This is a genomic window from Arminella tubonensis, from assembly GCF_003240585.1.
Lineage (GTDB): Bacteria > Pseudomonadota > Alphaproteobacteria > Rhizobiales > Rhizobiaceae > Rhizobium > Rhizobium tubonense.
In genome coordinates this window covers 34,430-56,999 of sequence record NZ_PCDP01000061.1, presented here as the reverse complement: position 1 = coordinate 56,999, position 22,570 = coordinate 34,430, and the positions used below count along the sequence as shown (strand labels likewise).

The following is a 22,570-nucleotide window of genomic DNA, read 5'->3' as shown; positions in this document are numbered from 1 at the left end:
AACCCGTATCGTCGAACCTGGTCGAGCCCTGGCGAAATTGCGGCCCCGATTTAGCCTGTGCGACGTTAAGTCTTGCTGAATCCAGTTAATATTTCAGATCCTTAATGCTTCATTTACCAGCAACAGCAAAATTAGATGTTCATCGAGGCAGTTGCCTCAAGTTCGCATTAAATCTCCGCTTCTGTCGCAAAAGCGCACATCGCGCCACGCGACGCATTTGCATTTGTTTCGGTTGGGGACAGAGATGAAGAAAATATTGGTGGCCTTTTCGGCGGCCCTCGTGCTGCTGAATTCGACCGTGGCCACATTCGCCGGCAGCGCCTATTTCGTCATGGACGCGAAAACGGGCAGGGTCCTGACCTCGGACAGCGCCGACCAGCTCAACCACCCGGCATCGCTGACGAAGATGATGACGCTCTATCTGGCCTTCGACGCGATCCATCGCGGCAAGATCGGCTGGGACACCAAGCTCAAGGTCTCCAGCAACGCCGCCAACAAGCACCCGACGAAGCTCGGCCTGAAAGCCGGGACGACCGTCACCGTCCGCGAGGCGGTCAACGGCATGATCATCAAGTCGGCAAACGACGCCGCAACCGTCATGGGCGAAGCGCTCGGCGGCAGCGAAAGCGGCTTCGGCCGGATCATGACGCAGAAGGCCCGCGCGCTCGGCATGAGCCGGACCGTCTTCGTCAATCCGTCGGGCCTGCCCGATCCGCGCCAGATCACCACCGCGCGCGACATGTCGACGCTGGCCGTCGCCCTCATCAATGATTACCCCAGCGAATACCGCTTGTTCTCGCAGACGGGCTTCGTCTATCGTGGCCGCCCCATCCGCGGTCACAACAACCTGATGTACCGGTACCAGGGCATGGACGGCATCAAGACCGGCTATACCGACGCTTCCGGCTTCAATATCGTCAGCGCCGTGCGACAGGGCAATCGCCGTGTCATCGGCGTCGTTTTGGGCGGGGCGACTGCCCGCAGCCGCGACGACAGGATGGCGGGCCTGCTGAACCGCTACGTCAAGGAAGCGGCTTCCACCGGCAACACGCGCCTCATGGCCAGCATCGGCAATCGCAACAGCAGGAATGTCGAAGTTGCCTCAGTTGCACCTGATATCGAAATTCCGACCCGGACAGCACCGCACCACGTCGACGCCGTCATTACACAGAGCATAGCCCAGGCCACCACGAAGAGCGTCACGCCGACGCAAGGCACCCTTGGAACACTGACGACCCGCACCGGCATTGCTACCGAAAGCGGGGTCGACATGGCCATCCCGCTGGATCGTCCGCAGGCCCAGGAAGAAATTCTGAACGCCGGAAAGCCGCAAGCCGGTAGCTGGCAGGTGCAGATCGCCGCTACACCAAGCGCAAAGGCCGCAAAGGACATCCTCGCCGATGCGCAGTCCAAGACTGGCAAGGCATTGCGCAAGGCATCGCCTTACACGGAAGCGGTGGGACAGGGCGGATCGAAGGTCTATCGAGCCCGCTTCGTCGGCTTCGACAGCCGCGATGCCGCAAACTCTGCCTGCACGGCCCTGAAGAAGCACGATTTCGACTGCCTGCTGCTTCCTAGCCAGGGCTGAACAGCGCCCGATCGCGAATAACCCCGACTGGCCTCGACGCCGGTCGGGAATCGCTGCATAGCTCCATAGAACGTATGGAGAACATCAATGCTGCGCAATTTGATCGGAAAGTTCGAAGCGGCCTCCGCGGATTACGCGACGGCCAACGACATCACGCGAGACCCCGACTGGTTCCTGCTGAAGCTGCAGGAGGAACTGGGCGAACTGACCCAGGTTTCAAACAGGCTGACGGGCAGGGGCCGGAAAAAAGGCCTCTCGAACGACCATCTCCGCCTGTCGCTTGCCGACGAAGCCGCCGACGTCCTCGGCCACATCCTCCTCTTCGCCCACCACCACAATCTCGATCTTGTCGCGGCAGTCGAGCGGAAATGGCGGTTTGGGGTGGATGGTATTTGACGATTGGCGCTATCGCTGATCGACTGCCTTGCGGGGACGTCCGCCCTTGGCGCCATTCGCGCGCGCGGCCGCCGCTTTTGAAGGCGAGGTTGCCTGTCCGGCGCGGCGGGCCATGTAAGTCCTAGTCCCAAAAATACCGGCGAGCAACCCGGGGACAGAAAAATCAACGTCCAAGGCTTCCCAATGCAGGCCGAGACCTGTTCCGAGAATTTCCACTTGCGACAGTTCGTCGTCCGTTGCCATCTCCAACCCTTGCGCAATCCGCGGCGGAAAGGCGAATGTGCACCCATTGGTAAGGTCGACAATCAGCCGGCCGGTCTGCCGGTCATAGCGGACTGCTGCGGCGCGAGGCTCGGTCTCACGCAGGATCTTTCCGCGTTCGATTGCCGCGTCTACGGCGATGTCGGTGAGATCAGCCATGAATATTCCTCCACCGAGCTAGAAACTCTTCCTGATGGTCCTGAACAATCGCCATAGCGCGACGCACATCGCTTCGTTTGAGCGCGTCCGCCCAGACAAGTTCGGGGGCGCCGTTCATTCCGATCAGGTTGATTTTTGCCTCCCCATCCCCGAAGACATGGACGTGAGCAGGCTCGTGATCATCACTGAAGATCACGACTCGAAATCCGCCTGAACGAAAAATCGTGACCATATAGCAGAATAACCCATCGCGATGGGTTATTCAAGCCGAATACTTCGAATCCGAAGTCGGCGCCCCTACGCCTTTGTCCCGCCCACGGTCACCTGGTCCATCCGCAGATGCGGCTGGCCGACGCCGACGGGGACCCATTGGCCGCCTTTGCCGCAATTGCCGATGCCGGTATCGAGCTTCATGTCGTTGCCGATCATCGAGACGCGCTTCATCGCATCAGGGCCATTGCCGATCAGCATCGCGCCCTTGATCGGGGCGCCGATCTTGCCGTTTTCGATCATGTAGGCTTCGGTGCAGCCGAAGACGAACTTGCCCGAGGTGATGTCGACCTGCCCGCCGCCGAAGGATACGGCGTAGACGCCCTTCTTCACCGAGGCAATGATCTCTTCCGGCGTCTTGTCGCCGCCGAGCATGTAGGTGTTGGTCATGCGCGGCATCGGCACATGCGAATAGCCCTGGCGACGGCCGTTCCCGGTCGGCTTCATGCCCATCAGTCGGGCGTTTTGCCGATCCTGCATATAGCCGACCAGCTTGCCGTTCTCGATGAGCACGTTATAGGCCGACGGCGTTCCCTCGTCGTCGACGGTGATCGAGCCGCGACGGTTTTCGATCGTACCGTCGTCGACCACGGTAACGCCGGCGGCGGCGACCATCTGGCCAAGCAGGCCCGCGAAAGCCGAGGTCTTCTTGCGGTTGAAATCGCCTTCGAGGCCGTGGCCGACCGCTTCGTGCAGCATGACGCCCGGCCAGCCGGACCCCAGCACGACATCCATCGTGCCGGCCGGCGCATCCATGGCGTCGAGATTGACCAGCGCCTGGCGCAACGCCTCGTCGGCGCCGAAATGCCAGTTCTCCTCGGTGATGAAATCTGCAAAGCCGACGCGACCGCCGGTGCCGTAGGAACCGCTCTCCTGCCGGTCGCCGTCGCCGACCATGACGTTGATGTTGATCCGCGTCATTGGCCTGACATCACGGACGCGGTGGCCATCGGCGCGCAATATATCAACCACCTGCCAGCTGGCCGCAACCGAAGCCGTCACCTGCCGGACCTTGCCGTCCTTGTCGCGGAGATAGGAGTCGATCTGCTGAAGCAGCTTGGCCTTGTCCTCGAAACTTGGGCTCCCGATTGGGTTCTCGTCGCTGTAGAGCACCTTGTTCGTGCGCTGCGGGGCCGCCGCATAGGAGCCGGCATAGCCGCGTGTCACCGCGCCGACCGCATCCGCCGCCCGGCGAAGTGCTGCTTCCGAGAGATCGCCGGCATGGGCATAGCCGACCGCCTCGCCGGCGACGCTGCGCAGGCCGAAGCCCTGCTCGGTGTTGAAGCTGCCGCCCTTCATTCGCCCATTGTCGAAGGTCAGCGATTCCGCCTGGACATGCTCGACGAACAGTTCGCCATCGTCGGCCCCGGCTAGTGCATCGGAAACGATCCCGCGCAGCTTGGTCTCGTCGGTGTCGAACAGGGTGAGGAGATCGGTATTCATGAAATTGGTGCTCCGTTCAAAGCGGATGTAAGGCTCGGGGTTCGACAGAGCAAGCCCCGCCATCGGGACCGGTATCAGGGCAGGGCGTCGTAGCCCTGGGCAAACCCCTTGAGATCGACCGGGATGCCGATGCCTTCCTCCTGGGTCTGGAACACGGTGAAGGTCGCGCTCGAGCCTTTGCGCAAGGTGCCGAGAAGCGCATCCTCCAGCACGACTTCGGCATAGCATCCATCGGAAAAGCAGCGGGCAAAATAGGCGTTGCCTATATCGGCGCCGTCGACATAGAGGCCGAGGCCGTTTGGCAACAATACGCTCAGCGGCGCCTGCACGCGCAGAAGGCCCGACTTGCCGCCCGGCATCTTCGACACCGCGACGGAAAGCTGCATTTCCGGACGTTCCTGCGAGACCACGCTCTGCATCAGGACGCAGCGCTTTTCCGAGCCGCCGTCCGGCGTGCCGCAGACGACGGTCCAGGCGCCGAAGGCGGTCTTGGTCGGCTGCGCACTCGCGGGCGCACCCGGTTGCGCAGGTGAGGCCGGAGCTGCGGGAGAGGGCTGTGCGGGGGTGGCGGCCGTTGCCGGCGTTGACGGGGCGGCGGGCGTTGCTGGAGCCGCCTGTTGCGCGGGAGCTGCTGGTGCCGCCGGTGCTTGCTGCACGGCTGGTGCCGGGGCCGCCGGGGGAGTAGCCGGATCCTCCGCCAGAGCCAGAGCGGGCAGCATCAGAGAGGCTGCGACAGCCGCGCGACCGATCCTAAATCCTTCAGAAGAACGAAACCCCATTTACGCCTCTTGAAAAGGAACCCTCCTTCATAAAAGGTCGGGCGCCGCGCCGTTCACTCTCCAACGCATTGAAGTCCGTACGCTACAATAGTGCGCAACCGCCGTTTCGACAGTGCTACCTTATCACGGCAGCGCGTCGTAGCCGTCGCCGAACCCTTTGAGGTCGACCGGGATGCCGATCTTATCCTTATCCGCTGCCTCGCGCACCGAAAAGACCGCCGTCGTCCCTGCACGCAACATTTTCAGAAGATTGTCGTCAAGGGCCACTTCCGCGTAGCATCCATCGGCAAAGCAACGGACGAACTGGGTCTTGCCGAGATCCTTGCCGTCGACGATCAGGCCGAGGCCGCCGTCGGTTGGCTGAAACGGATTGAGAAGCACGCCGAGCGGGGCAAGGACGCGCAGGATCTTCGCCTTGCGATCGGCGGTCTTCAGAACGACGACGGAAAGGCCTACCTCAGGCCTGTCCTCCGCAATGACGTTCTGCATCAGCGCGCATTGATTGGTGGCAGCACCTGCCGGCTTGTCGCAGACCACGGACCATGCGCCATGCATTGACTTGACGCTACCGGGCGGCTGTTGTGCCGAGGGAACCTGCTGCTCGTCGGCAGGCTGCGTCTGGGCTGGCTGCTGCGCAGGGGCTGGTGCCGGCTGTTGCGCAAAAACCGTTGGCGAGGCCGCGACGGCGATACTGGCGGTCAGCAGCCAAAACCGCGCGAGGGAACGAAAACCCATGAAAACCCCTAGATTCGAATCAGTGGGCCATTGTTTAGACCCAAGCCGGGAAATGAAAAGCCCCGGTAGCTGGATTCCAATTCGAGTGCGGCGGAAATAGGACTTACCAGTCATTTTGTCCCCCGTTCCGGTTGGACCTCGCCGATATTATCCGTATGATGATGAAAACCCTTGTCTTGTTCTGGCAATCGAAGTCTTGTTCAGGCAATCGGACGGCAGTTCTGGTTTGCGCAAAAATGCCGCATAGACAAATGCGGTGAGTTGTTGCGGACCACGTCAAACTGTGGTTTGAAACGGTGAGGATTGTAGGGATTCTGCGTTTGTGACTGATCCGGATCAAACGCCTGAGGGAGATAATTTGTGATGAAGAGGGCCAACGCAGTTTTGGCGTCGACCGCCTGTCTGCTTTTCGCGACGGGCTGTTTTGCCGATCAACCAAAGCCGTGGCAGATGGACTTCCAGCCGGCGGCAACGCCGATCATGAGCCAGGTCCGCTGGTTCGAGCATTATACGCTCTGGTTCATCGTGCCGATCACGCTATTCGTCCTGGCGCTTCTGATCACCGTCATGGTCAAGTTCCGCGCCAGCAAAAATCCCGTGCCGTCGCGCACGAGCCATAACACGCTGATCGAAGTTGCATGGACCATTGGCCCGGTTCTCGTGCTTCTCTTCCTCGCCGTCCCGTCTTTCGACCTTTTGACCGCGCAGCTGACATTTCCGCAGAACCCTGACGTAACGATCAAGGTGACCGGCACGCAGTGGCAGTGGAACTATGAATATGAAAATGTCGGCGACACGCCGCTGGCCTTCGATAGCTATCTGCTGAAGGAGCCGGACCGCGCAGCTGCGGGCAAGGCCGACATGGCGGTCTACCCGCGCCTTCTCGCGGTCGACAACGAGCTCGTGCTGCCGGTCAACAAGACTGTTCGTGTCCTCGTCACTGCAGCGCCGACCGATGTTATTCATTCCTTCTCGATGCCGTCCTTTGGCGTCAAGACCGATGCCGTTCCGGGACGCCTGAACGAAACCTGGTTCCGCGCAGAGCGCGAGGGCCTGTTCTACGGGCAGTGTTCGGAGTTGTGCGGCAAGGACCATGCGTTCATGCCGATCGCCATCCGTATCGTTTCCGAAGACAAGTACAAGCAGTGGCTGACAGTAGCCGCGAGCGACCTCGGCAAGGCCAACAAGGCCCTGATGGCTGAGGTCGACCGGCCAGCGCCGACCGTCGATGTCGCCGCGAATGTCGCACAGTAATTAGGGGAGAGGATACAATGGCTGGATCCGCAGCTCACGACGATCATACGCATGATCTTCACGACGCAACGCACGCACATGACGATCACCACGTCCACAAGCCGAGCTTTGCCGATCGCTGGCTGTTCTCGACGAACCACAAGGACATCGGAACGCTCTACCTGATCTTCGCGATCTGTGCGGGTCTCGTCGGCGGTGCGCTTTCGGTGGCGATGCGCATGGAGCTGCAGGAGCCGGGGATCCAGATCTTCAGCGGCCTCGCCTCCATGGTCTACGGCTTTTCCGGCGATGCCGCGATCGACGGCGGCAAGCAGATGTACAACGTCTTCACAACGGCGCACGCGCTGATCATGATCTTCTTCATGGTCATGCCGGCGATGATCGGCGGCTTTGCCAACTGGATGGTGCCGATCATGATCGGCGCCCCCGACATGGCATTCCCGAGGCTCAACAACATCTCCTTCTGGCTGATCGTTCCGGCGTTCCTCCTGCTGCTGACCTCGATGTTCGTCGAAGGCCCGGCAGGCGCCTATGGTGCAGGCGGCGGCTGGACGATGTATCCGCCGTTGTCATCTAGTGTCGGCAACCCCGGTCCGGCGGTCGACCTTGTGATCTTTGCCCTGCACATCGCCGGCGCCTCGTCGATCCTCGGTGCGATCAACTTCATCACCACGATCCTCAACATGCGTGCTCCCGGCATGACGCTGCACAAGATGCCGCTGTTTGCCTGGTCGGTGCTGATCACCGCCTTCCTGCTGCTGCTGTCCCTGCCGGTGCTTGCTGGTGCCATCACCATGCTTCTGACGGACCGCAATTTCCACACGACCTTCTTTGCGCCTGAAGGCGGCGGCGACCCGATCCTGTTCCAGCATCTGTTCTGGTTCTTCGGCCACCCCGAGGTCTACATCCTGATCCTGCCCGGCTTCGGCATGATCAGCCACATCGTCTCCACCTTCTCGAAGAAGCCGATCTTCGGCTATCTCGGCATGGCCTATGCCATGGTGGCGATCGGTGCCGTCGGCTTTGTCGTCTGGGCTCACCACATGTACGCCGTCGGCCTGTCGCTCGATACGCAGCGCTACTTCGTCTTCGCGACGATGGTCATCGCAGTTCCGACCGGCGTGAAGATCTTCTCCTGGATCGCGACGATGTGGGGCGGTTCGATCTCGTTCCGCACGCCGATGATCTGGGCGATCGGCTTCATCTTCCTGTTTACCGTCGGCGGCGTGACGGGTGTACAGCTCGCCAATGCCGGCCTCGACCGTCCGGTGCACGACACCTACTATGTCGTCGCCCACTTCCATTACGTTCTGTCGCTCGGCGCCGTCTTCGCCATCTTCGCTGCCTGGTACTACTGGTTCCCGAAGATGAGCGGCTACATGTACAACGAGGCGATCGGCAACCTGCATTTCTGGGTAATGTTCATCGGCGTGAACATGGTATTCTTCCCGCAGCATTTCCTCGGCCTCGCCGGCATGCCGCGTCGCTACATCGACTATCCCGACGCTTTCGCCGGCTGGAACTTCGTCTCGTCGATCGGTTCCTACGTCTCGGCCGTCGGCGTGCTCATCTTCCTCTACGGCGTCTACGATGCCTTCGCCAAGAAGCGGCTGGCAGGCAACAATCCATGGGGCGAGGGCGCAACGACGCTCGAGTGGCAGCTTTCCTCGCCGCCGCCGTTCCACCAGTGGGAACAGCTCCCGCGCATCAAGTAATCAGATCCCCAGGCGCCGAACAACATTTCGGCGCCTGGCCTCAAATCAAACTGGACTTAGTAATGGCGGTTATCGAAAATCATGAGGCGCGCGCGGCCGAAGGCGAGATCGGCCTTTCGAAAGCCAGCGCGCGCGATTTTTTCGAGCTCTTGAAGCCGCGCGTCATGTCGCTGGTCGTCTTCACGGCCTTTGCGGGTCTCGTGCTCGCGCCCGGCCATATCAATCCCGTCCTGGCGCTGATCTCCATCCTGTGCATCGCAGTCGGTGCCGGCGCATCCGGCGCGCTGAACATGTGGTATGACGCCGATATCGACGCGGTCATGACCCGCACCGCCAAGCGCCCCATTCCCTCCGGCCGCGTTACTCCGGCCGAAGCGCTCGGCTTTGGCCTGGTGCTGTCAGGCTTTTCGGTGACGATCCTGGCTCTCGCGGTCAGCTGGCTGCCGGCCGCGATCCTCGCCTTCACCATCTTCTTCTACGCGGTCGTCTACACGATGTGGCTGAAGCGCTCGACGCCGCAGAACATCGTCATCGGCGGCGCTGCCGGCGCTTTCCCGCCGATCATCGGCTGGGCCTGCGTCACGGGCACAGTGCCCATGGAAAGCATCGTCCTCTTCCTCATCATCTTCTTCTGGACGCCGGCGCATTTCTGGGCCCTGGCGCTGTTCAAGATGAAGGACTACGAGGCTGTCGGCGTGCCGATGCTGCCGAACGTGTCAGGCATTCCGACGACGAAAAACCAGATCGTCATCTATTCGGTCCTGACGGCGGCAATCGGCGTCGTGCCATGGCTCATGGGCTTTGCCAGCCTCGGCTACGGGCTCGTCGCCGGCTTGCTCGGCGCCCTCTTCGTCTACTGTTCCATCGCCGTCTGGCGGATGCCGGACGGCGATGCGAAGATGGTGCCGGCCAAGAAGATGTTCGCCTATTCGATCTTCTATCTGTTCGCGATCTTCTCTGCATTGATGCTCGACCGCCTGGCCTCCGTGCTTGTCTCAGGCGCGGGAGGAGGGTTCTGATGGACCTGATCAAGCTTACCGAAGCGCAGAAGAAATCACGGCGCGGCCGCAACGTCGCGCTCGGCCTGGTGCTGGCCGGCCTGGTCGTCATCTTCTACGCGATCACCATCATCAAAGTCGGTACCGGACACTAGGGAGTGGACTTGATGGCCGAAGTGACACCAGACGGAGCGCAGAAGGTCGGCCGCAACAACGGCATGATCGTTCTCATGTGCGTCAGCTTCGTCGTCGGCATGGGCGCAATGAGCTATGCGACCGTGCCGCTCTACAGGATGTTCTGCCAGCTGACAGGCTTCAACGGCACCACGCAGCGCGTCGAGCAGGCCTCTTCAGTCATTCTCGACAAGCCCGTCGAGGTGAGCTTCGATGCCAATGTCGCGCCCGGCTTGCCCTGGGATTTCAAGCCGATGCAGAAAAAGGTCAATCCGAAAATCGGGGAGACCATCGAGATCAAGTTCTACGCCGAGAACAAGTCCGACCAGCCGACGCGCGGGCAGGCGATCTTCAACGTCTCGCCGGTCGAGGCAGGGGTCTATTTCAATAAGGTGCAGTGCTTCTGCTTCAACGAGACGGACCTGGCACCGGGCGAAAAGCGCGAGATGCCTGTCGTGTTCTACGTCGATCCTGATATCACCAAGGCGCCTGAGACCAAGGACATCACGGCTTTGACGCTGTCCTACACCTTCTACCCGCGGGATGGCTCAAAGCCGGTTGCCCTGAACGCGGATCCAACGCCGGTCACGGCAAAAAAACTTTGATGGAGATGTCTTCGGCGTTGCCGGAGGCAATATGGGAAAAAGTAATTCGGGGATTGCTGACATGGCCGAAGCGCATCAGAAAAATCATGACTACCACATCATAGACCCAAGCCCGTGGCCGATCATCGCGGCCTTCGGCGCTTTCGTCATTACCTTCGGTGGTGTCGCCTATATGCGCTACCTGAGCGGCGGCTCGTTCAAGGTGTTCGGCATCGAGTTCGCCGGCCCATGGCTGTTCTACATCGGCCTCGCGGTCATCCTCTATGTCATGTACGGCTGGTGGTCCGACACGATCAAGGAAGCGCATGAGGGTGCGCATACCCGCGTCGTCTCGCTGCACCTGCGCTACGGCATGATCATGTTCATCGCCTCGGAAGTGATGTTCTTCGTCGCCTGGTTCTGGGCCTATTTCGACGCCAGCCTGTTCTCCAGCGAGCCGATCCAGGCCTCGCGCGTGCTCTTCACCGGTGGTCAATGGCCGCCGAAGGGCGTCGAGGTTCTCGACCCCTGGCACCTGCCGATCTACAACACCGTCATCCTGCTGCTGTCAGGCACGACGGTCACCTGGGCGCATCATGCTCTGCTGCACAACGACCGCAAGGGCCTGATCCAGGGACTGACGCTGACGGTGCTGCTCGGCATCTTGTTCTCGTCGGTCCAGGCCTACGAATATGCGCACGCACCATTCGCCTTCAGGGACTCGATCTACGGCGCCACCTTCTTCATGGCGACCGGCTTCCACGGCTTCCACGTGCTGATCGGGACGATCTTCCTCCTGGTCTGCCTGGTCCGCTCCATCAAGGGAGATTTCACCCCGACGCAGCATTTCGGCTTCGAAGCCGCCGCCTGGTATTGGCACTTCGTCGACGTGGTCTGGCTCTTCCTGTTCTTCTCGATCTACATCTGGGGCGGCTGGGGCGCCCCGCTCGCGGCGGGTTGAGTACCCAGGAACCAAGTTAGAGGCGGCTGCAGCGATGCAGCCGCTTCATTCATTTCAGGACAGATCATTTTGATACGTTTTCGATCAAGCTTAAGACTGATTGCCTTTCTCCTGCCGGTGGGATCGCCCGCCCTGGCAGCGGAACCTGTAACGTTGGTCGTTGTCCACAAAGCGGAACGAGTTCTCGAGCTTAAGAGCAACGACACGACGCTGCACCGTGTTGCTTTCGTCCTCGGTGGCTCACCGGTCGGCCGTAAGGAGCGGGAGGGTGACGGGCGCACGCCGGAAGGTCGCTACGTCCTTGACTGGCGAAACAGCGCCAGCGGCTACCACCGCTCGCTCCATATATCCTATCCGAATGCTGCAGATCTGGCGCAGGCAAAGGCCGCTGGCTACGATCCCGGCGGTATGATCATGATCCATGGCCAGCGCAATTATTTCGGCTGGCTGGCGCCCCTGGTCCAGTATTTCGATTGGACCAACGGGTGCATCGCCGTCGCCAATTCCGATATGGATACGATCTGGGACATGGTGTCCGACGGTACGCCCATAGAGATTGAACCATGATCGAGGACAGCGCACGGTTTCCACCGGTTGATCCCGTAAAGGTAGGCCTGAAAGGCTGCTGCCCGCGCTGCGGCGAGGGGAAGCTGTTCGATGGCCTTCTTTCGCTGAAGCCGCGCTGCGCTGCCTGCGGGCTCGACTACGCCTTCGCCGATTCGGGCGATGGCCCGGCCGTCTTCGTCATCCTGATCGTCGGTTTTATCATCATCGGGTCGGTGCTCTGGCTGCAGGTAAATTACGGCCCGCCGATCTGGGTGCATGCGCTGTTGTTCGGGCCGCTGACGATCGTCTTGTCCCTGTTGTCGCTGCGCTGGTGCAAAGGCATCTTCGTGGCGCTGCAATATCGTCACAACGCCAGCGAGGGGCAGATCAGCAGTGACTGACGCTTCAATCCAGACCCGCCGCGCTCACCCCGTTTGGCAAGTCGCCAAGGCTGTGCTTCTGCTCGTGGTGCTCGGCATTCTGCTGTCGCTCGGCACCTGGCAGGTTCAGCGGCTGCATTGGAAGGAAGGCCTGATCGCGGATATCGAGGCGCGGCGCACGATGCCGCCGGTCCCGCTTGCCGACATCGAGGCCATGGCTAAAAGCGGCGGTGATATCGAATACCGAAACGTCACGGCGCAAGGCCAGTATCTCAACAATCGCGAACGCCACTTCTTCGCCACCTACGACGGCGCACCAGGCTTCTATGTCTATACGCCGCTGCAGCTAGCCGACGGCCGCTATCTCTTTGTCAACCGCGGTTTTACGCCCTACGAGGCCAAAGAGCCCGAAATGCGCATGCAGGGCCAGCTGACCGGCGAGCAGACCGTCACCGGCCTTGCGCGGGCAAAGCTTACCGGCAAACCATCGTCGATGGTCCCCGACAATGACATCACCAAGAATATCTTCTATTGGAAGGACCTCGACGTCATGGCGTCGAGCGACGGGCTGGAGAAGGACAAGGTCGTCCCGTTCTTCGTCGATGCCGACGCCACGCCCAATCCGATGGGATTGCCGATCGGCGCGGTCACAATCATCGACCTGCCGAACGACCATCTCCAATATGCCGTCACATGGTACGGCCTCGCCGCAGCACTTGTCGCCATCGTCGCGATGTCGTGGCTGCGCAAGCGCGATCCGAATGCCACGGCGCAATAGCCTCGATCAAGGCTGTTCGCGCGTTCCGGCGGACGACGTTCTCTGGTCGTCGTCCTCGAGGTCGGTCGCGACGAGATATGTATCTCCGTGTTGCCGCGCGGCCTCCCGCATCGCCCGCGGATTGGCGAGATCGTCACCGTCGATCGTATCGCCGTCGGTGCCGGCCGAATTCTCGTTCTCAGGTCCAAGCTCTTCTTCCGCCCGGCGCCAATGATCGAGATCGGCGCCTTCGGGACGTCCTTCACGCTCCCAGATAGCGTGAGCAGCGCGTTTCAGCTGTTCTTCTCTGTCGATACCCATGATGTTCTCCTTGATGTCAGGTGCAGATGAACTGACAGGAAGCCCCTGTGTTCCCGATCTGGCTGCCGTTACGCAAATGTGATCGCCTGCTTCAGCTCATTCTATGCATGTGAGCTGTCAGAGCGATGACAACGGCATGGGCTATCCGACCGCTGCCTTGAATTTTGCTGGCTTTGCCGGACCCGACATCTTATATGGCTTTTGAACCACCGCCCTTCGGCATGTGCAGGATGACGATGAACATAGCCGTTTCCAAACCTAGCTTGACCATCCGGCTCTGCGGCCCGCGCGGCTTCTGCGCCGGCGTCGACCGGGCGATTCAGATTGTCGTGCTGGCGCTGAAGGCCTATGGCGCGCCGGTCTATGTCCGCCACGAGATCGTCCACAATCGCTACGTGGTCGAGGGGCTGGAGGCCAAGGGCGCGATCTTCGTCGAGGAACTTGGCGAAATCCCGCCGGAGCACCGCAAGCAACCCGTCGTCTTTTCAGCCCATGGCGTGCCGAAATCCGTGCCGGAGGATGCGGACAGCCGCAATCTCTTCTATCTCGACGCGACCTGCCCGCTGGTCTCGAAGGTGCACAAGCAGGCCATGCGCCATAATCGCCTCGGCCGCCACGTCGTTCTCATCGGCCATGCCGGCCACCCCGAGGTGATCGGCACGATGGGCCAGCTGCCGGAAGGCACGGTGTCGCTGGTCGAGACCATCGAGGATGTCGACGCCTATATGCCGGCCGATCCTGATAATCTCGGCTACGTCACGCAGACGACGCTGTCGGTTGACGATACCGCTGGCGTCATTGCCCGGCTGCAGCAGCGGTTCCCCAACCTGACCGCGCCATCGGCTGATTCGATCTGCTATGCGACGACGAACCGCCAGGAAGTGGTGAAGGAAGCCGCTCCCGGCTGCGACCTGTTCATCGTCGTCGGTGCGCCGAATTCGTCCAATTCGAAGCGCCTAGTCGAGGTGGCTCTGCGGGCTGGTGCAAAAAAATCCATTCTCGTCCAGCGGGCGTCGGAAATCGACTGGGATGACATCGGCGATATCTCTACGGTGGGCCTGTCGGCAGGCGCGTCGGCGCCGGAGGTGATCGTCAACGAGATCATCGAGGCATTTCGCGCCCGCTACGATGCCGAGGTCGAGCTGGCTGAGACAGTCAAGGAAACCGAGAATTTCCTCGTCAACCGCGAGCTGCGCACGATCGAGCTGACGTCCGCCGATATGGCCTTCGTCAACGGCGAATAAGATACCGACGAATACGCCAACCCCAATTTTTCCTAATCCAGGGACCGCTCGTGGCAGTTTATACCGACATCACCGAAGACGACCTCAAGCGCTTCCTGACCCAATACGATGCCGGCGAACTGACCTCCTACAAGGGCATCGCCGAGGGTGTCGAAAATTCAAATTTCCTGCTGCATACGACGCGCGAACCGCTGATCCTGACGCTCTACGAAAAGCGCGTCGAAAAGAACGACCTGCCTTTTTTCCTCGGCCTGATGCAGCATCTGGCCAGCCACGGCCTGTCCTGCCCGCTACCGCTGCCGCGCCGCGATGGCGCGCTGCTCGGCGAACTTTCCGGGCGCCCGGCGGCCGTGATCTCCTTTCTCGAAGGCATGTGGCTGAGGAAGCCCGAGGCGAGGCATTGCCGCGAGGTCGGCAAGGCGCTGGCCCAGATGCATGTAGCGGGAGAGGGGTTTTCGATCGCCCGGCCGAATGCACTGTCGCTGGAAGGCTGGCACACTCTCTGGGACAAATCGGAAGCCCGTGCCGACGAGGTCGAGCCCGGCCTCCAGGACGAAATCCGCAACGAGCTGGAATTCCTGGCGGCACATTGGCCGCGGGATCTGCCGGCCGGCGTCATCCACGCCGATCTCTTCCCCGACAACGTCTTCTTCCTCGGCGATCATCTTTCCGGCCTGATCGACTTCTATTTCGCCTGTAACGATCAACTCGCCTATGACGTCTCGATCTGCCTCAATGCCTGGTGCTTCGAAAAGGACGGCGCCTATAACATCACCAAGGGCAAGGCGATGCTGGACGGCTACCAGAGCGTTCGCCCGCTGAGCCGGGCCGAGCTTGACGCCCTGCCGACCCTTTCGCGCGGTTCGGCGCTGCGGTTTTTCCTGACAAGGCTCTACGACTGGCTGACGACACCGGCCGGCGCAATGGTGACGAAGAAGGACCCGCTCGAATATCTGCGCAAGCTGCGCTTCCACCGCCAGATAGCCACGTCTGCCGAATACGGATTGCTGCACTCATGAAGCATGTCGATGTTTTCACCGACGGTGCCTGCTCGGGCAACCCGGGACCGGGCGGCTGGGGCGCGGTGCTCCGCTACGGCGATGTCGAAAAGGACCTCTCCGGCGGCGAGGCCGATACGACCAACAATCGCATGGAGCTGATGGCGGCAATCTCTGCGCTCTCGGCCCTGAAGACCCCCTGCGAGGTCGATCTTTATACCGATTCCAAATACGTCATGGACGGCATCTCGAAATGGATTCACGGCTGGAAGAAAAACGGCTGGAAGACCGCCGACAAGAAGCCCGTGAAGAACGCCGAACTCTGGCAGGCCCTCGATGAAGCCCAGAACCGTCACAAGCTGACTTTGCATTGGGTCAAGGGCCATGACGGACACCCGGAAAACGAACGCGCCGATGAGTTGGCGCGCAAGGGCATGGAGCCGTTCAAGAAGCGGTGACTGAAGAAAACCCCTCCCCAACCCTCCCCACAAGGGGGAGGGGGTTAGTATGCCGCGCCGTCCGCATAAATTTGTTTTGCCCGCATGCTTGCGACGGGTAGCTCCCTCCCCCTTGTGGGGAGGGTTGGGGAGGGGTTTTTGCGTCATTACATCGGGCGAGGGTCCTTCTTTTCGCATCCTTTCCACCCTTGCCCCATCCCGCTTTCCCTCTATTCTGCGCGTCGACCAAAGGGAGGTTTCGAATGATCCAGCATTGCGTATTCATGCGCCTGAAGGCGGCGATCACGCCGGTTGAAAAGCAGTCCTTGTTTGATGGCATTGTTGCCCTGAAACAGGTGATCCCGGGGATACTGGACGTGAAACACGGTCCCAATGTTTCGCCCGAAGGCCTTCACGGCGGCTTTGTCGACGGTTTCATCGTCACGTTCGACACGGTCGAGGCGCGTGACACCTATCTGATCCACCCGGAGCATGTCGCCGTCGGAGAGCGCATCGTGTCCTCAAGCGACGGCGGGCTTGCCGGATTGCTGGTTTTCGACCTCAATACCTGACATTGCGAGACCGCGGGTCTTGCCCCGCGGTCTCGGCTTATTTGGTTAGCTCGATTTCGCCATCGCTGCAGCAAGCAGATCAACGTTATAGCGGAACATCTTTTCGTATGTCGGAGCCGGGCCGTTGGCTTTCGACAGAGACTCGACGTAGAGCTCGCCGCCCGGCTCGGCGCCGGTCGCCTTGGCAACCTGCTTGACCAGCCGCGGATCGTTTGAATTTTCGAAGAAATAGGCCTTCACGTGCTCGGTCTTGATCTGCTCGATCAGCTTGGCGACGTTTGCGGCCGAAGCCTCGCTTTCCGTTGAGAAACCGAGCGGAGACAGGAAGGTGACATTGTATTCGCGGCCGAAATAGCCGAACGCATCATGGCTGGTCAGGATCTTGCGGCGATCCTCGCTCACCTTGTCGAACTTCCCATGAGCATAGGCATCGAGATCGGTCAGCGTCTTGGTATAGGCCTCGGCATTGGCCTTGAAGTCGGCGGCGTCTGCGGGATCGGCCGCAGTCAGGGCCTTCTCGATGTTGGCCACCCAGACCTTGACGTTCACCGGGCTGTTCCAGACATGCGGATCGGTGACCGTCTTGCCGTCCTCGACCATTGAGCGCGTGTTGATGCCATCGGAGACGACGACAGGGGCGCCCTTGTATCCGGATGCACTGATCAGGCGATCCATCCAGCCTTCCAGCCCTTCGCCGCTGACAAAGGTGACTTTCGCGGCCTTGAGCTTCTTCGCGTCGGCAGGCGAAGGCTCGAACTCATGGGGATCGCCGTTGGGGCCGACAAGGCTCGACACCTTCACGTGGTCCCCGCCGACATGGGCAACGACGTCGGCAAGCACGGTGAACGAGGCAACGACATTCAAGGTTTCGGCGGAAGCCGGAGCGGCGATACCGAGCGCAAGCAGCGTCGGCAGCGCGGCGGAGAGAAGCAGTCTGCGGTGGTTCATTTGGATCTCCTTTTGGGGACTTGAAAACGCTAGCCCTTGAGATGCGGGCTCGGAACGAACCGCCTGACGACGCCAGACGGTGCGAAGAGGATGGAAAACACGTAGATCACGCTCGCCGTGATGATGATCGTCGGGCCGGATGCGAGCTCGAACTGGTAGGACGCGACGAGGCCGATATAACCGGAAGCGGTCGCAGTCGCGGCGGCGATCGCCATCATCGACGGCAGGCTGCGTGACCAGAGCTGCGCGATCGCCGCCGGCAGCATCATCAGGCCGACCGCCATCAGCGTCCCCAGCGCCTGGAAGCTGGCGACGAGATTGAGCACGACCAGAAGCAGGAACAGGAAGTGATAGACTGGCCCGCGACCGCCGATGGCGCGCAGGAAGCCTGGATCGAAGCATTCCATGACAAGCGGCCGATAGATCAGCGCCAGCGCCAGAACCGTGACCGTGGTGATCGCGCCGATCTGGTAGAGAGCCGGTGCATCGATCGCGAGGATCGTCCCGAACAGCACGTGCAGCAGGTCGATGTTCGATCCGCGCAGGGATACGATGAGCACGCCGAGCGCCAGCGACGTCAGGTAGAAGCTGGCAAAGCTCGCATCCTCCTGCAGCACGGTGGTGCGGCTGACGAAACCGGAAAGCAGCGCGACGGAAAGACCGGCGACAAGCCCACCGAGACCCATGGCGGTGAGCGAGAGCGAGCCGGCGATGAGATAGCCAACGGCAGCGCCGGGCAAGACTGCATGGCTCATGGCATCGCCGACGAGGCTCATCCGCCGCAGCATCAGGAACACGCCGATCGGCCCGGAGCCGAGCCCCAGGCAGACGCAGGCAATTAGTGCCCGGCGCATGAAGCCGTAATCCGCGAACGGCGCCAGGAAAAGGTCGTAGAGCATCACCCGACTGCCTCCGGCTCTGGCAGGCAGGCCTCCGCGTCTTCGTCCCAGCTTTCCGCCATGGCACGCGCACGGATGAGGTTCGCGGCAGACATGACCTCGTCGGTGCGTCCCCAGCCAACAAGCTCGCGGGCGATCAGGAGAGTCTCCGGGAAATGGCTCCGAACCTGGTCGAAATCATGCAGCACCGCAATGACGGTACGGCCGTCGCCGTGCCAGCGAAGAATGATGTCGAGAAGATCGCGGGTGGTGCGCTGGTCGATGGCGGTGAAAGGCTCGTCGAGCAGGATGATGCGGGCGTCCTGCAGCAGCAGCCGTGCAAACAGCACACGCTGAAACTGCCCTGCCGACAACGAGCCGATATGCCGCCTCTCGAAACCGGCAAGTCCGACAGCGGCCAGCGCTTGCCTTGCCTGCCGCATGTCATCCTGCGAAAAGCCTCCGAACGCGCCCGAATTCTTCCAGGCTCCCATCATTACGGTGTCGGCAACGGAGATCGGGAAGCGACGGTTGATTTCCGCCGCCTGCGGCAAATAGCCGAAATCCGTCCGCTGGAACGAGCCGCGATCGATCGAGCCCGTGGCCGGTTTCAATTCACCGATGATCGCCTTCAGCAGTGTCGATTTCCCGGCCCCGTTCGGACCGGCAATCGCCGTCAAGCTGCCTTTCCGAAAGATACCGGAGAGATGATGAACCGCCGGATGGCGCTCATAGGTGATGGTGACGTCGTTGAGCCTGATCAGCGGCGCACTCATGGAAGAACGACCGCCCAGCCGATCGCCGCCCAGAGCAGAGCGATCCCCATCGCTACGCAAACGATGCGTATCAAGGCGGAGCGACCGATAAGGGAGGAAGAAAAGGGATCACTTCGAAACGCCATGCTGCAACCCGACTATTAATGTAATAACATTACGTCTTAAAAGAAATGATTGCGGCGGAAAAGAGGCGGCGGCGGATTTGATCCCCAAGCTTCGACATTCTTGGATTTGAGATTTTCGCACTTCGATGCTACTCTCTGCGCACATATTGACATCCTAATAGGTTCTGAAGCTAAACAGGAGCACCCGAAATGAACGTCTCCATCGGCAAGCGCTGGGAAGAATTCGTGGAAAAGACGGTCGAAGAGGGACGATACAGCTCCGCGAGCGAGGTCGTGCGCGAGGGATTGCGGCTGGTCGAGGAGCGGGAGGCGAAGATTGCTGCGCTTCGAAAAATGATCGAGGAATCTATCTCGGAAGGTGGCCACGTGACACAGGAAGAGATGGATGCGGCCCTGGATGAGGTGACGATCGAGATGAAAAATGAAGGCTATTGAAAATGCCGCGACTTAAGTATCTTAAGAAGGCCAAGATTGATTTAATTAATATTCATAAATACTTATCCAGAACGAGCGGAGATGCTGAAATCGGGCGGGCATTTGTCGCTAAGATTCAGCGAAAATGTGACGAACTCGCCGCGCTGCCCGGCAAGATGGGTAAAACCAGACCCGAGTTCTCTCCGGATGCTCGCAGTTTTGCCTTCGGCGAGTATGTCATTTTTTTCCGCTACATCGGCGACAGCTTCGAAGTCATAAACGTGATCGAAGGCCACAGAGATTTCAGCGGTGGCGCCGCTTCATTTGAATGAATTTCTCATAGCTGCTCGATCATCGCCGCGGCGCCCGAAACCGTCGCCTGGCCGGGGCTTTCCTCGACATTCAGCGACTTGACGACGCCGTCTTCGACAAGCATCGAATAGCGCTTGGAGCGCACGCCGAGGCCGCCGGCGGAAAGGTCGACCTCGAGGCCTAGCGCCTTGGTGAAGGACGCGTCGAAATCGGCAAGGAAGTGGATCTTTCCCATTCCACCAGACGATTGTGCCCAGGCGCCCATGACATGCCAGTCGTTGACGGCGACAACGGCGATGTCGTCGACGCCCTTGGCAAGGATCGCGTCGCGGTTTTCGAGATAGCCCGGAAGATGGTTCAGCGAGCAGGTCGGCGTGAAGGCGCCGGGAACGGCAAACAGCACCACGCGCTTGCCCCTGAACAGCTGCTCCGTGGTGATTTCGACAGGACCGTCCGAGGTCTTTTCCTTGAAGGTGGCAGGGGGAAGTTTTTCGCCGACAGCGATGGTCATGGACGTTTCCTCACGGGTTTTCGGCGGCAAGCTCGTTGCCGGTCGGGTGGGACTATAAAACCGGGTCAGTCGAAAGCAAGTGTCGTTTCCATGGCGCGCTTGCCTTGAACAACCACAAGGCCCCAGCTCTTGCCGTGGATGGTATAGGTTTTTGGCAACCTGCCGATGGCAATGTCGACGTCGAAACGCTTGCCGTCATGCTTCGCGTCGGCCTGTTTGAAAAACACATACCCGCTTGGCCCGGTAACATAGATTTCCGGCGCGGCGCCATCGGGATCCGGGAGCGCAAGCGTCAGCGACAGAACCTTGCCGTCGGCCGAGAGCGCATGGTTCTCGACGGAAAAATCGGGCGAGGGCGCTCGGGGAAGCGACGCGGTTGCGGCGTCGAGAACGGCCGTTTCTTCCGGCCCGGCAGTGCCTGCTTGCGGCAGCGGCAGCGAAAAATTCCCCTGGAAGGGAATGCAGATATCGCGGCACATGCCGATGAAGGCCGTCAGATCGAGCTTGGCGGATTTGCTTCCATCGGTCACCTTGAAATCGAGCGGCAAGGTGACAGCACTGTCATAGCCGAGTTCCTCGATGGAGCCGATCATCAGTGGCTTCGGAACAGGATAGGCAATTGCCTGGAGCGCTACGTTGCCGCCGTCGGCGACCGTCAGCTGCGGCGGGATTCCGCTTTCGCCCGGCTCGCGCCAATAGGTGATCCAGCCGGGCTTCGGCTCGATCTGCAACGCCGCCCTGATATTTCCGCCGGCATCCGGCGACAGCGCGACCACGCGCATCCGCCCTCCCTCGCTCAACGCCCAATCACTGGTTGCGGAAAACGCCGGAGACGCTGCAAATTCTGCCGCGGCAAATGTCGCGACGAGGGCGAGGCTGGTTCCAAATCTCAGCAAATTTATCAACATGGAACAAGGGTTTACCGGATGCCGGCCGGCTGTGCCAGAACGGCGCTCAAATAAATCGATCATTTTCAGTTGATTGATTTATGACATTGCCCCATCTTTCTCCTTGTCGAGGCGCGGTTGCACGCTGAAGTCAGGAGGAATCATGTCCTTATCGACTCTGAAAAATAGGCGTGAGCGCGGCTTTCTCGACGGTCAGTTCCTGATCGCGATGCCGGGGATGGCCGACAGCAATTTCGCGCGCACGGTGATCTATATCTGCGCCCATTCGGATGCCGGTGCCATGGGCTTCGTCATCAACCGCCCGCAGAGCCTGACCTTCACCGACGTGCTGCTGCATCTCGAGATGATCAAGAGCGATGACGCGATCATGCTGCCGCGGGCGGCACGGGAATTCCCGATCCAGACCGGCGGCCCTGTCGAGAGCGGCCGCGGCTTCGTGCTGCATTCCGACGATTATCTAAGCGATAGCAGCATCCCCGTCAGCGATGACATCAGCATGACGGCGACACTCGATATCGTCCGTGCGATCTCGAAAGGCGGCGGGCCGAAAAGGGCTACCATGCTGCTCGGCTATGCCGGCTGGGGTGCCGGCCAGCTTGAAGCTGAAATCGGCAATAATGGCTGGCTCAATTGTGCTCCGAACGAGGAACTGATCTTCGATCGTAGCCTTGACGACAAGTATGAGCGGGCACTTGCGCTCCTCGGGGTCACCCCCGCCATGCTGTCCAGCGAAGCCGGCCACGCCTGAAAACATAGGCATTCAGATCGATAAATTCGCTCGGAACGAATTCCGAAGAGCTACGTTTTCTCCTCACAACGACGGACAACGGTGTGCGTCGCTGAACAAGGAGATACCCTGATATGGGCAGCACCAGCGATAAGATTTCCGGTAAGGCGAACGAAGTTACCGGCAAGGCAAAGCAAGCCGTGGGCAAGGCCGCCGGCGACAACGAGATGCGCGCCAAGGGCGCTGTCCAGGAAGCCAAGGGCAAGGCCCAGGTCGCTACCGGCAAGGCCAAGGCCAAGGTCAAGGACATTGTCGATCGGGCCTGATCTGCTCGAAATTCTATAAATGGAGCCTGCCGCGCTTTGCGTGGCAGGCTCTTTATTGGTTGAGACTGCCATT

30 protein-coding genes are annotated in these 22,570 nt (G+C 60.6%); 19 read left to right on the top strand and 11 right to left on the bottom strand.

Translation table 11 applies throughout. The features are described 5' to 3' along the window. Window positions 1-244 precede the first annotated feature (244 nt). Together CPY51_RS26970 and CPY51_RS26965 are read left to right on the top strand one after the other, a co-directional pair. Complete coding sequence (locus CPY51_RS26970; RefSeq protein ID WP_111163303.1) at window positions 245-1,588, top strand: D-alanyl-D-alanine carboxypeptidase; 1,344 nt, start codon at window positions 245-247, stop codon at window positions 1,586-1,588. Window positions 1,589-1,675: 87 nt separating this feature from the next. After that, window positions 1,676-1,984, top strand: coding sequence for a nucleoside triphosphate pyrophosphohydrolase family protein (locus tag CPY51_RS26965; RefSeq protein ID WP_111163302.1), 309 nt, complete (start codon window positions 1,676-1,678; stop codon window positions 1,982-1,984). A 9-nt stretch (window positions 1,985-1,993) separates the two neighbouring features. Here the strand turns inward: CPY51_RS26965 and CPY51_RS26960 are convergent, their stop codons facing one another. The 5 genes from CPY51_RS26960 to CPY51_RS26940 form a co-directional block, all read right to left on the bottom strand. Beyond that, complete coding sequence (locus CPY51_RS26960) at window positions 1,994-2,404, bottom strand: DUF2442 domain-containing protein (protein ID WP_111163301.1); 411 nt, start codon at window positions 2,402-2,404, stop codon at window positions 1,994-1,996. Next, window positions 2,397-2,636, bottom strand: a complete 240-nt coding sequence (locus CPY51_RS26955; RefSeq protein ID WP_111163300.1) for a DUF4160 domain-containing protein — start codon at window positions 2,634-2,636, stop codon at window positions 2,397-2,399. Before CPY51_RS26955 ends, CPY51_RS26960 begins: the two co-directional genes overlap by 8 nt. A 65-nt stretch (window positions 2,637-2,701) precedes the next feature. Then, window positions 2,702-4,117, bottom strand: coding sequence for a metalloprotease TldD (gene tldD, locus CPY51_RS26950; protein ID WP_111163359.1), 1,416 nt, complete (start codon window positions 4,115-4,117; stop codon window positions 2,702-2,704). A 74-nt stretch (window positions 4,118-4,191) separates the two neighbouring features. Further along, window positions 4,192-4,896 (bottom strand): invasion associated locus B family protein, encoded by a 705-nt coding sequence (locus tag CPY51_RS26945; protein WP_111163299.1) that lies wholly within the window; start codon window positions 4,894-4,896, stop codon window positions 4,192-4,194. Between the two features lie 123 nt (window positions 4,897-5,019). Then, window positions 5,020-5,631, bottom strand: a complete 612-nt coding sequence (locus CPY51_RS26940; RefSeq protein ID WP_111163298.1) for an invasion associated locus B family protein — start codon at window positions 5,629-5,631, stop codon at window positions 5,020-5,022. 363 nt (window positions 5,632-5,994) lie between these two features. Here CPY51_RS26940 and coxB point away from each other — a divergent pair, with 363 nt between their 5' ends. From coxB to CPY51_RS26900, 9 genes are all read left to right on the top strand, one after another. After that, the gene (coxB, locus tag CPY51_RS26935) at window positions 5,995-6,885 is read left to right on the top strand and encodes a cytochrome c oxidase subunit II (RefSeq protein ID WP_111163297.1); all 891 of its coding nucleotides are present in this window, start codon (window positions 5,995-5,997) and stop codon (window positions 6,883-6,885) included. A 17-nt stretch (window positions 6,886-6,902) separates the two neighbouring features. Then, entirely contained in the window at window positions 6,903-8,600 is a 1,698-nt protein-coding gene (gene ctaD / locus CPY51_RS26930; protein ID WP_111163296.1) for a cytochrome c oxidase subunit I, read from the top strand. A gap of 62 nt (window positions 8,601-8,662) precedes the next feature. Next, window positions 8,663-9,619 carry a heme o synthase gene (locus tag CPY51_RS26925; protein ID WP_111163295.1) on the top strand — a complete coding sequence of 319 codons (957 nt, stop codon included), beginning with the start codon at window positions 8,663-8,665 and terminating at the stop codon, window positions 9,617-9,619. After that, entirely contained in the window at window positions 9,619-9,753 is a 135-nt protein-coding gene (locus CPY51_RS33870; protein WP_275540504.1) for a hypothetical protein, read from the top strand. Before CPY51_RS26925 ends, CPY51_RS33870 begins: the two co-directional genes overlap by 1 nt. Window positions 9,754-9,765: 12 nt before the next feature. Next, entirely contained in the window at window positions 9,766-10,377 is a 612-nt protein-coding gene (locus CPY51_RS26920) for a cytochrome c oxidase assembly protein (protein WP_111163294.1), read from the top strand. A gap of 61 nt (window positions 10,378-10,438) precedes the next feature. Further along, a complete protein-coding gene (locus CPY51_RS26915) occupies window positions 10,439-11,317 on the top strand; it encodes a cytochrome c oxidase subunit 3 (protein ID WP_111163293.1) in 879 nt (292 codons plus the stop codon). Between the two features lie 72 nt (window positions 11,318-11,389). Beyond that, entirely contained in the window at window positions 11,390-11,884 is a 495-nt protein-coding gene (locus CPY51_RS26910; protein WP_111163358.1) for a L,D-transpeptidase family protein, read from the top strand. Further along, window positions 11,881-12,264 carry a DUF983 domain-containing protein gene (locus CPY51_RS26905; RefSeq protein ID WP_111163292.1) on the top strand — a complete coding sequence of 128 codons (384 nt, stop codon included), beginning with the start codon at window positions 11,881-11,883 and terminating at the stop codon, window positions 12,262-12,264. Before CPY51_RS26910 ends, CPY51_RS26905 begins: the two co-directional genes overlap by 4 nt. A 7-nt stretch (window positions 12,265-12,271) precedes the next feature. Further along, window positions 12,272-13,021 carry an SURF1 family protein gene (locus CPY51_RS26900; protein WP_420820744.1) on the top strand — a complete coding sequence of 250 codons (750 nt, stop codon included), beginning with the start codon at window positions 12,272-12,274 and terminating at the stop codon, window positions 13,019-13,021. A gap of 6 nt (window positions 13,022-13,027) precedes the next feature. On the opposite strand, the gene CPY51_RS26895 is transcribed toward CPY51_RS26900, so the two are convergent. After that, complete coding sequence (locus CPY51_RS26895) at window positions 13,028-13,321, bottom strand: DUF2934 domain-containing protein (RefSeq protein WP_111163290.1); 294 nt, start codon at window positions 13,319-13,321, stop codon at window positions 13,028-13,030. Window positions 13,322-13,557: 236 nt separating this feature from the next. Between CPY51_RS26895 and ispH the strand changes: the two genes are divergently transcribed. The 4 genes from ispH (at window position 13,558) to CPY51_RS26875 (ending at window position 16,572) form a co-directional block, all read left to right on the top strand. Then, window positions 13,558-14,565, top strand: a complete 1,008-nt coding sequence (ispH, locus tag CPY51_RS26890) for a 4-hydroxy-3-methylbut-2-enyl diphosphate reductase (protein ID WP_111163357.1) — start codon at window positions 13,558-13,560, stop codon at window positions 14,563-14,565. Between the two features lie 50 nt (window positions 14,566-14,615). Next, a complete protein-coding gene (locus CPY51_RS26885; protein ID WP_111163289.1) occupies window positions 14,616-15,584 on the top strand; it encodes a homoserine kinase in 969 nt (322 codons plus the stop codon). Then, a complete protein-coding gene (rnhA, locus tag CPY51_RS26880) occupies window positions 15,581-16,021 on the top strand; it encodes a ribonuclease HI (RefSeq protein ID WP_111163288.1) in 441 nt (146 codons plus the stop codon). The genes CPY51_RS26885 and rnhA overlap by 4 nt, the downstream gene beginning before the upstream one ends. A gap of 242 nt (window positions 16,022-16,263) precedes the next feature. Next, window positions 16,264-16,572 (top strand): Dabb family protein, encoded by a 309-nt coding sequence (locus tag CPY51_RS26875; protein WP_111163287.1) that lies wholly within the window; start codon window positions 16,264-16,266, stop codon window positions 16,570-16,572. Window positions 16,573-16,617: 45 nt separating this feature from the next. Here the strand turns inward: CPY51_RS26875 and CPY51_RS26870 are convergent, their stop codons facing one another. From CPY51_RS26870 to CPY51_RS26860, 3 genes are read right to left on the bottom strand one after another with little or no spacing between them, the layout of a single operon-like run. Further along, complete coding sequence (locus CPY51_RS26870; protein ID WP_111163286.1) at window positions 16,618-17,520, bottom strand: metal ABC transporter solute-binding protein, Zn/Mn family; 903 nt, start codon at window positions 17,518-17,520, stop codon at window positions 16,618-16,620. A gap of 29 nt (window positions 17,521-17,549) precedes the next feature. Beyond that, window positions 17,550-18,422, bottom strand: coding sequence for a metal ABC transporter permease (locus CPY51_RS26865; protein WP_111163285.1), 873 nt, complete (start codon window positions 18,420-18,422; stop codon window positions 17,550-17,552). After that, complete coding sequence (locus CPY51_RS26860) at window positions 18,419-19,174, bottom strand: metal ABC transporter ATP-binding protein (RefSeq protein ID WP_111163284.1); 756 nt, start codon at window positions 19,172-19,174, stop codon at window positions 18,419-18,421. Before CPY51_RS26860 ends, CPY51_RS26865 begins: the two co-directional genes overlap by 4 nt. A gap of 314 nt (window positions 19,175-19,488) precedes the next feature. On the opposite strand from CPY51_RS26860, the gene CPY51_RS26855 reads away from it, so the two are divergent. Then, window positions 19,489-19,734 (top strand): type II toxin-antitoxin system ParD family antitoxin, encoded by a 246-nt coding sequence (locus tag CPY51_RS26855; protein ID WP_111163283.1) that lies wholly within the window; start codon window positions 19,489-19,491, stop codon window positions 19,732-19,734. Between the two features lie 2 nt (window positions 19,735-19,736). After that, window positions 19,737-20,045 (top strand): type II toxin-antitoxin system RelE/ParE family toxin, encoded by a 309-nt coding sequence (locus CPY51_RS26850; protein WP_111163282.1) that lies wholly within the window; start codon window positions 19,737-19,739, stop codon window positions 20,043-20,045. 5 nt (window positions 20,046-20,050) lie between these two features. Here CPY51_RS26850 and CPY51_RS26845 read toward each other — a convergent pair whose 3' ends face one another. Both CPY51_RS26845 and CPY51_RS26840 read right to left on the bottom strand, forming a co-directional pair. Continuing rightward, window positions 20,051-20,536, bottom strand: coding sequence for a peroxiredoxin (locus CPY51_RS26845; RefSeq protein WP_111163281.1), 486 nt, complete (start codon window positions 20,534-20,536; stop codon window positions 20,051-20,053). A 65-nt stretch (window positions 20,537-20,601) separates the two neighbouring features. Next, window positions 20,602-21,444 carry a protein-disulfide reductase DsbD domain-containing protein gene (locus CPY51_RS26840; RefSeq protein WP_111163356.1) on the bottom strand — a complete coding sequence of 281 codons (843 nt, stop codon included), beginning with the start codon at window positions 21,442-21,444 and terminating at the stop codon, window positions 20,602-20,604. Window positions 21,445-21,586: 142 nt separating this feature from the next. On the opposite strand from CPY51_RS26840, the gene CPY51_RS26835 reads away from it, so the two are divergent. Together CPY51_RS26835 and CPY51_RS26830 are read left to right on the top strand one after the other, a co-directional pair. After that, window positions 21,587-22,192 (top strand): YqgE/AlgH family protein, encoded by a 606-nt coding sequence (locus CPY51_RS26835; protein ID WP_111163280.1) that lies wholly within the window; start codon window positions 21,587-21,589, stop codon window positions 22,190-22,192. A 113-nt stretch (window positions 22,193-22,305) separates the two neighbouring features. Beyond that, a complete protein-coding gene (locus CPY51_RS26830) occupies window positions 22,306-22,497 on the top strand; it encodes a CsbD family protein (protein WP_111163279.1) in 192 nt (63 codons plus the stop codon). The last annotated feature ends 73 nt before the right edge of the window (window positions 22,498-22,570 follow it).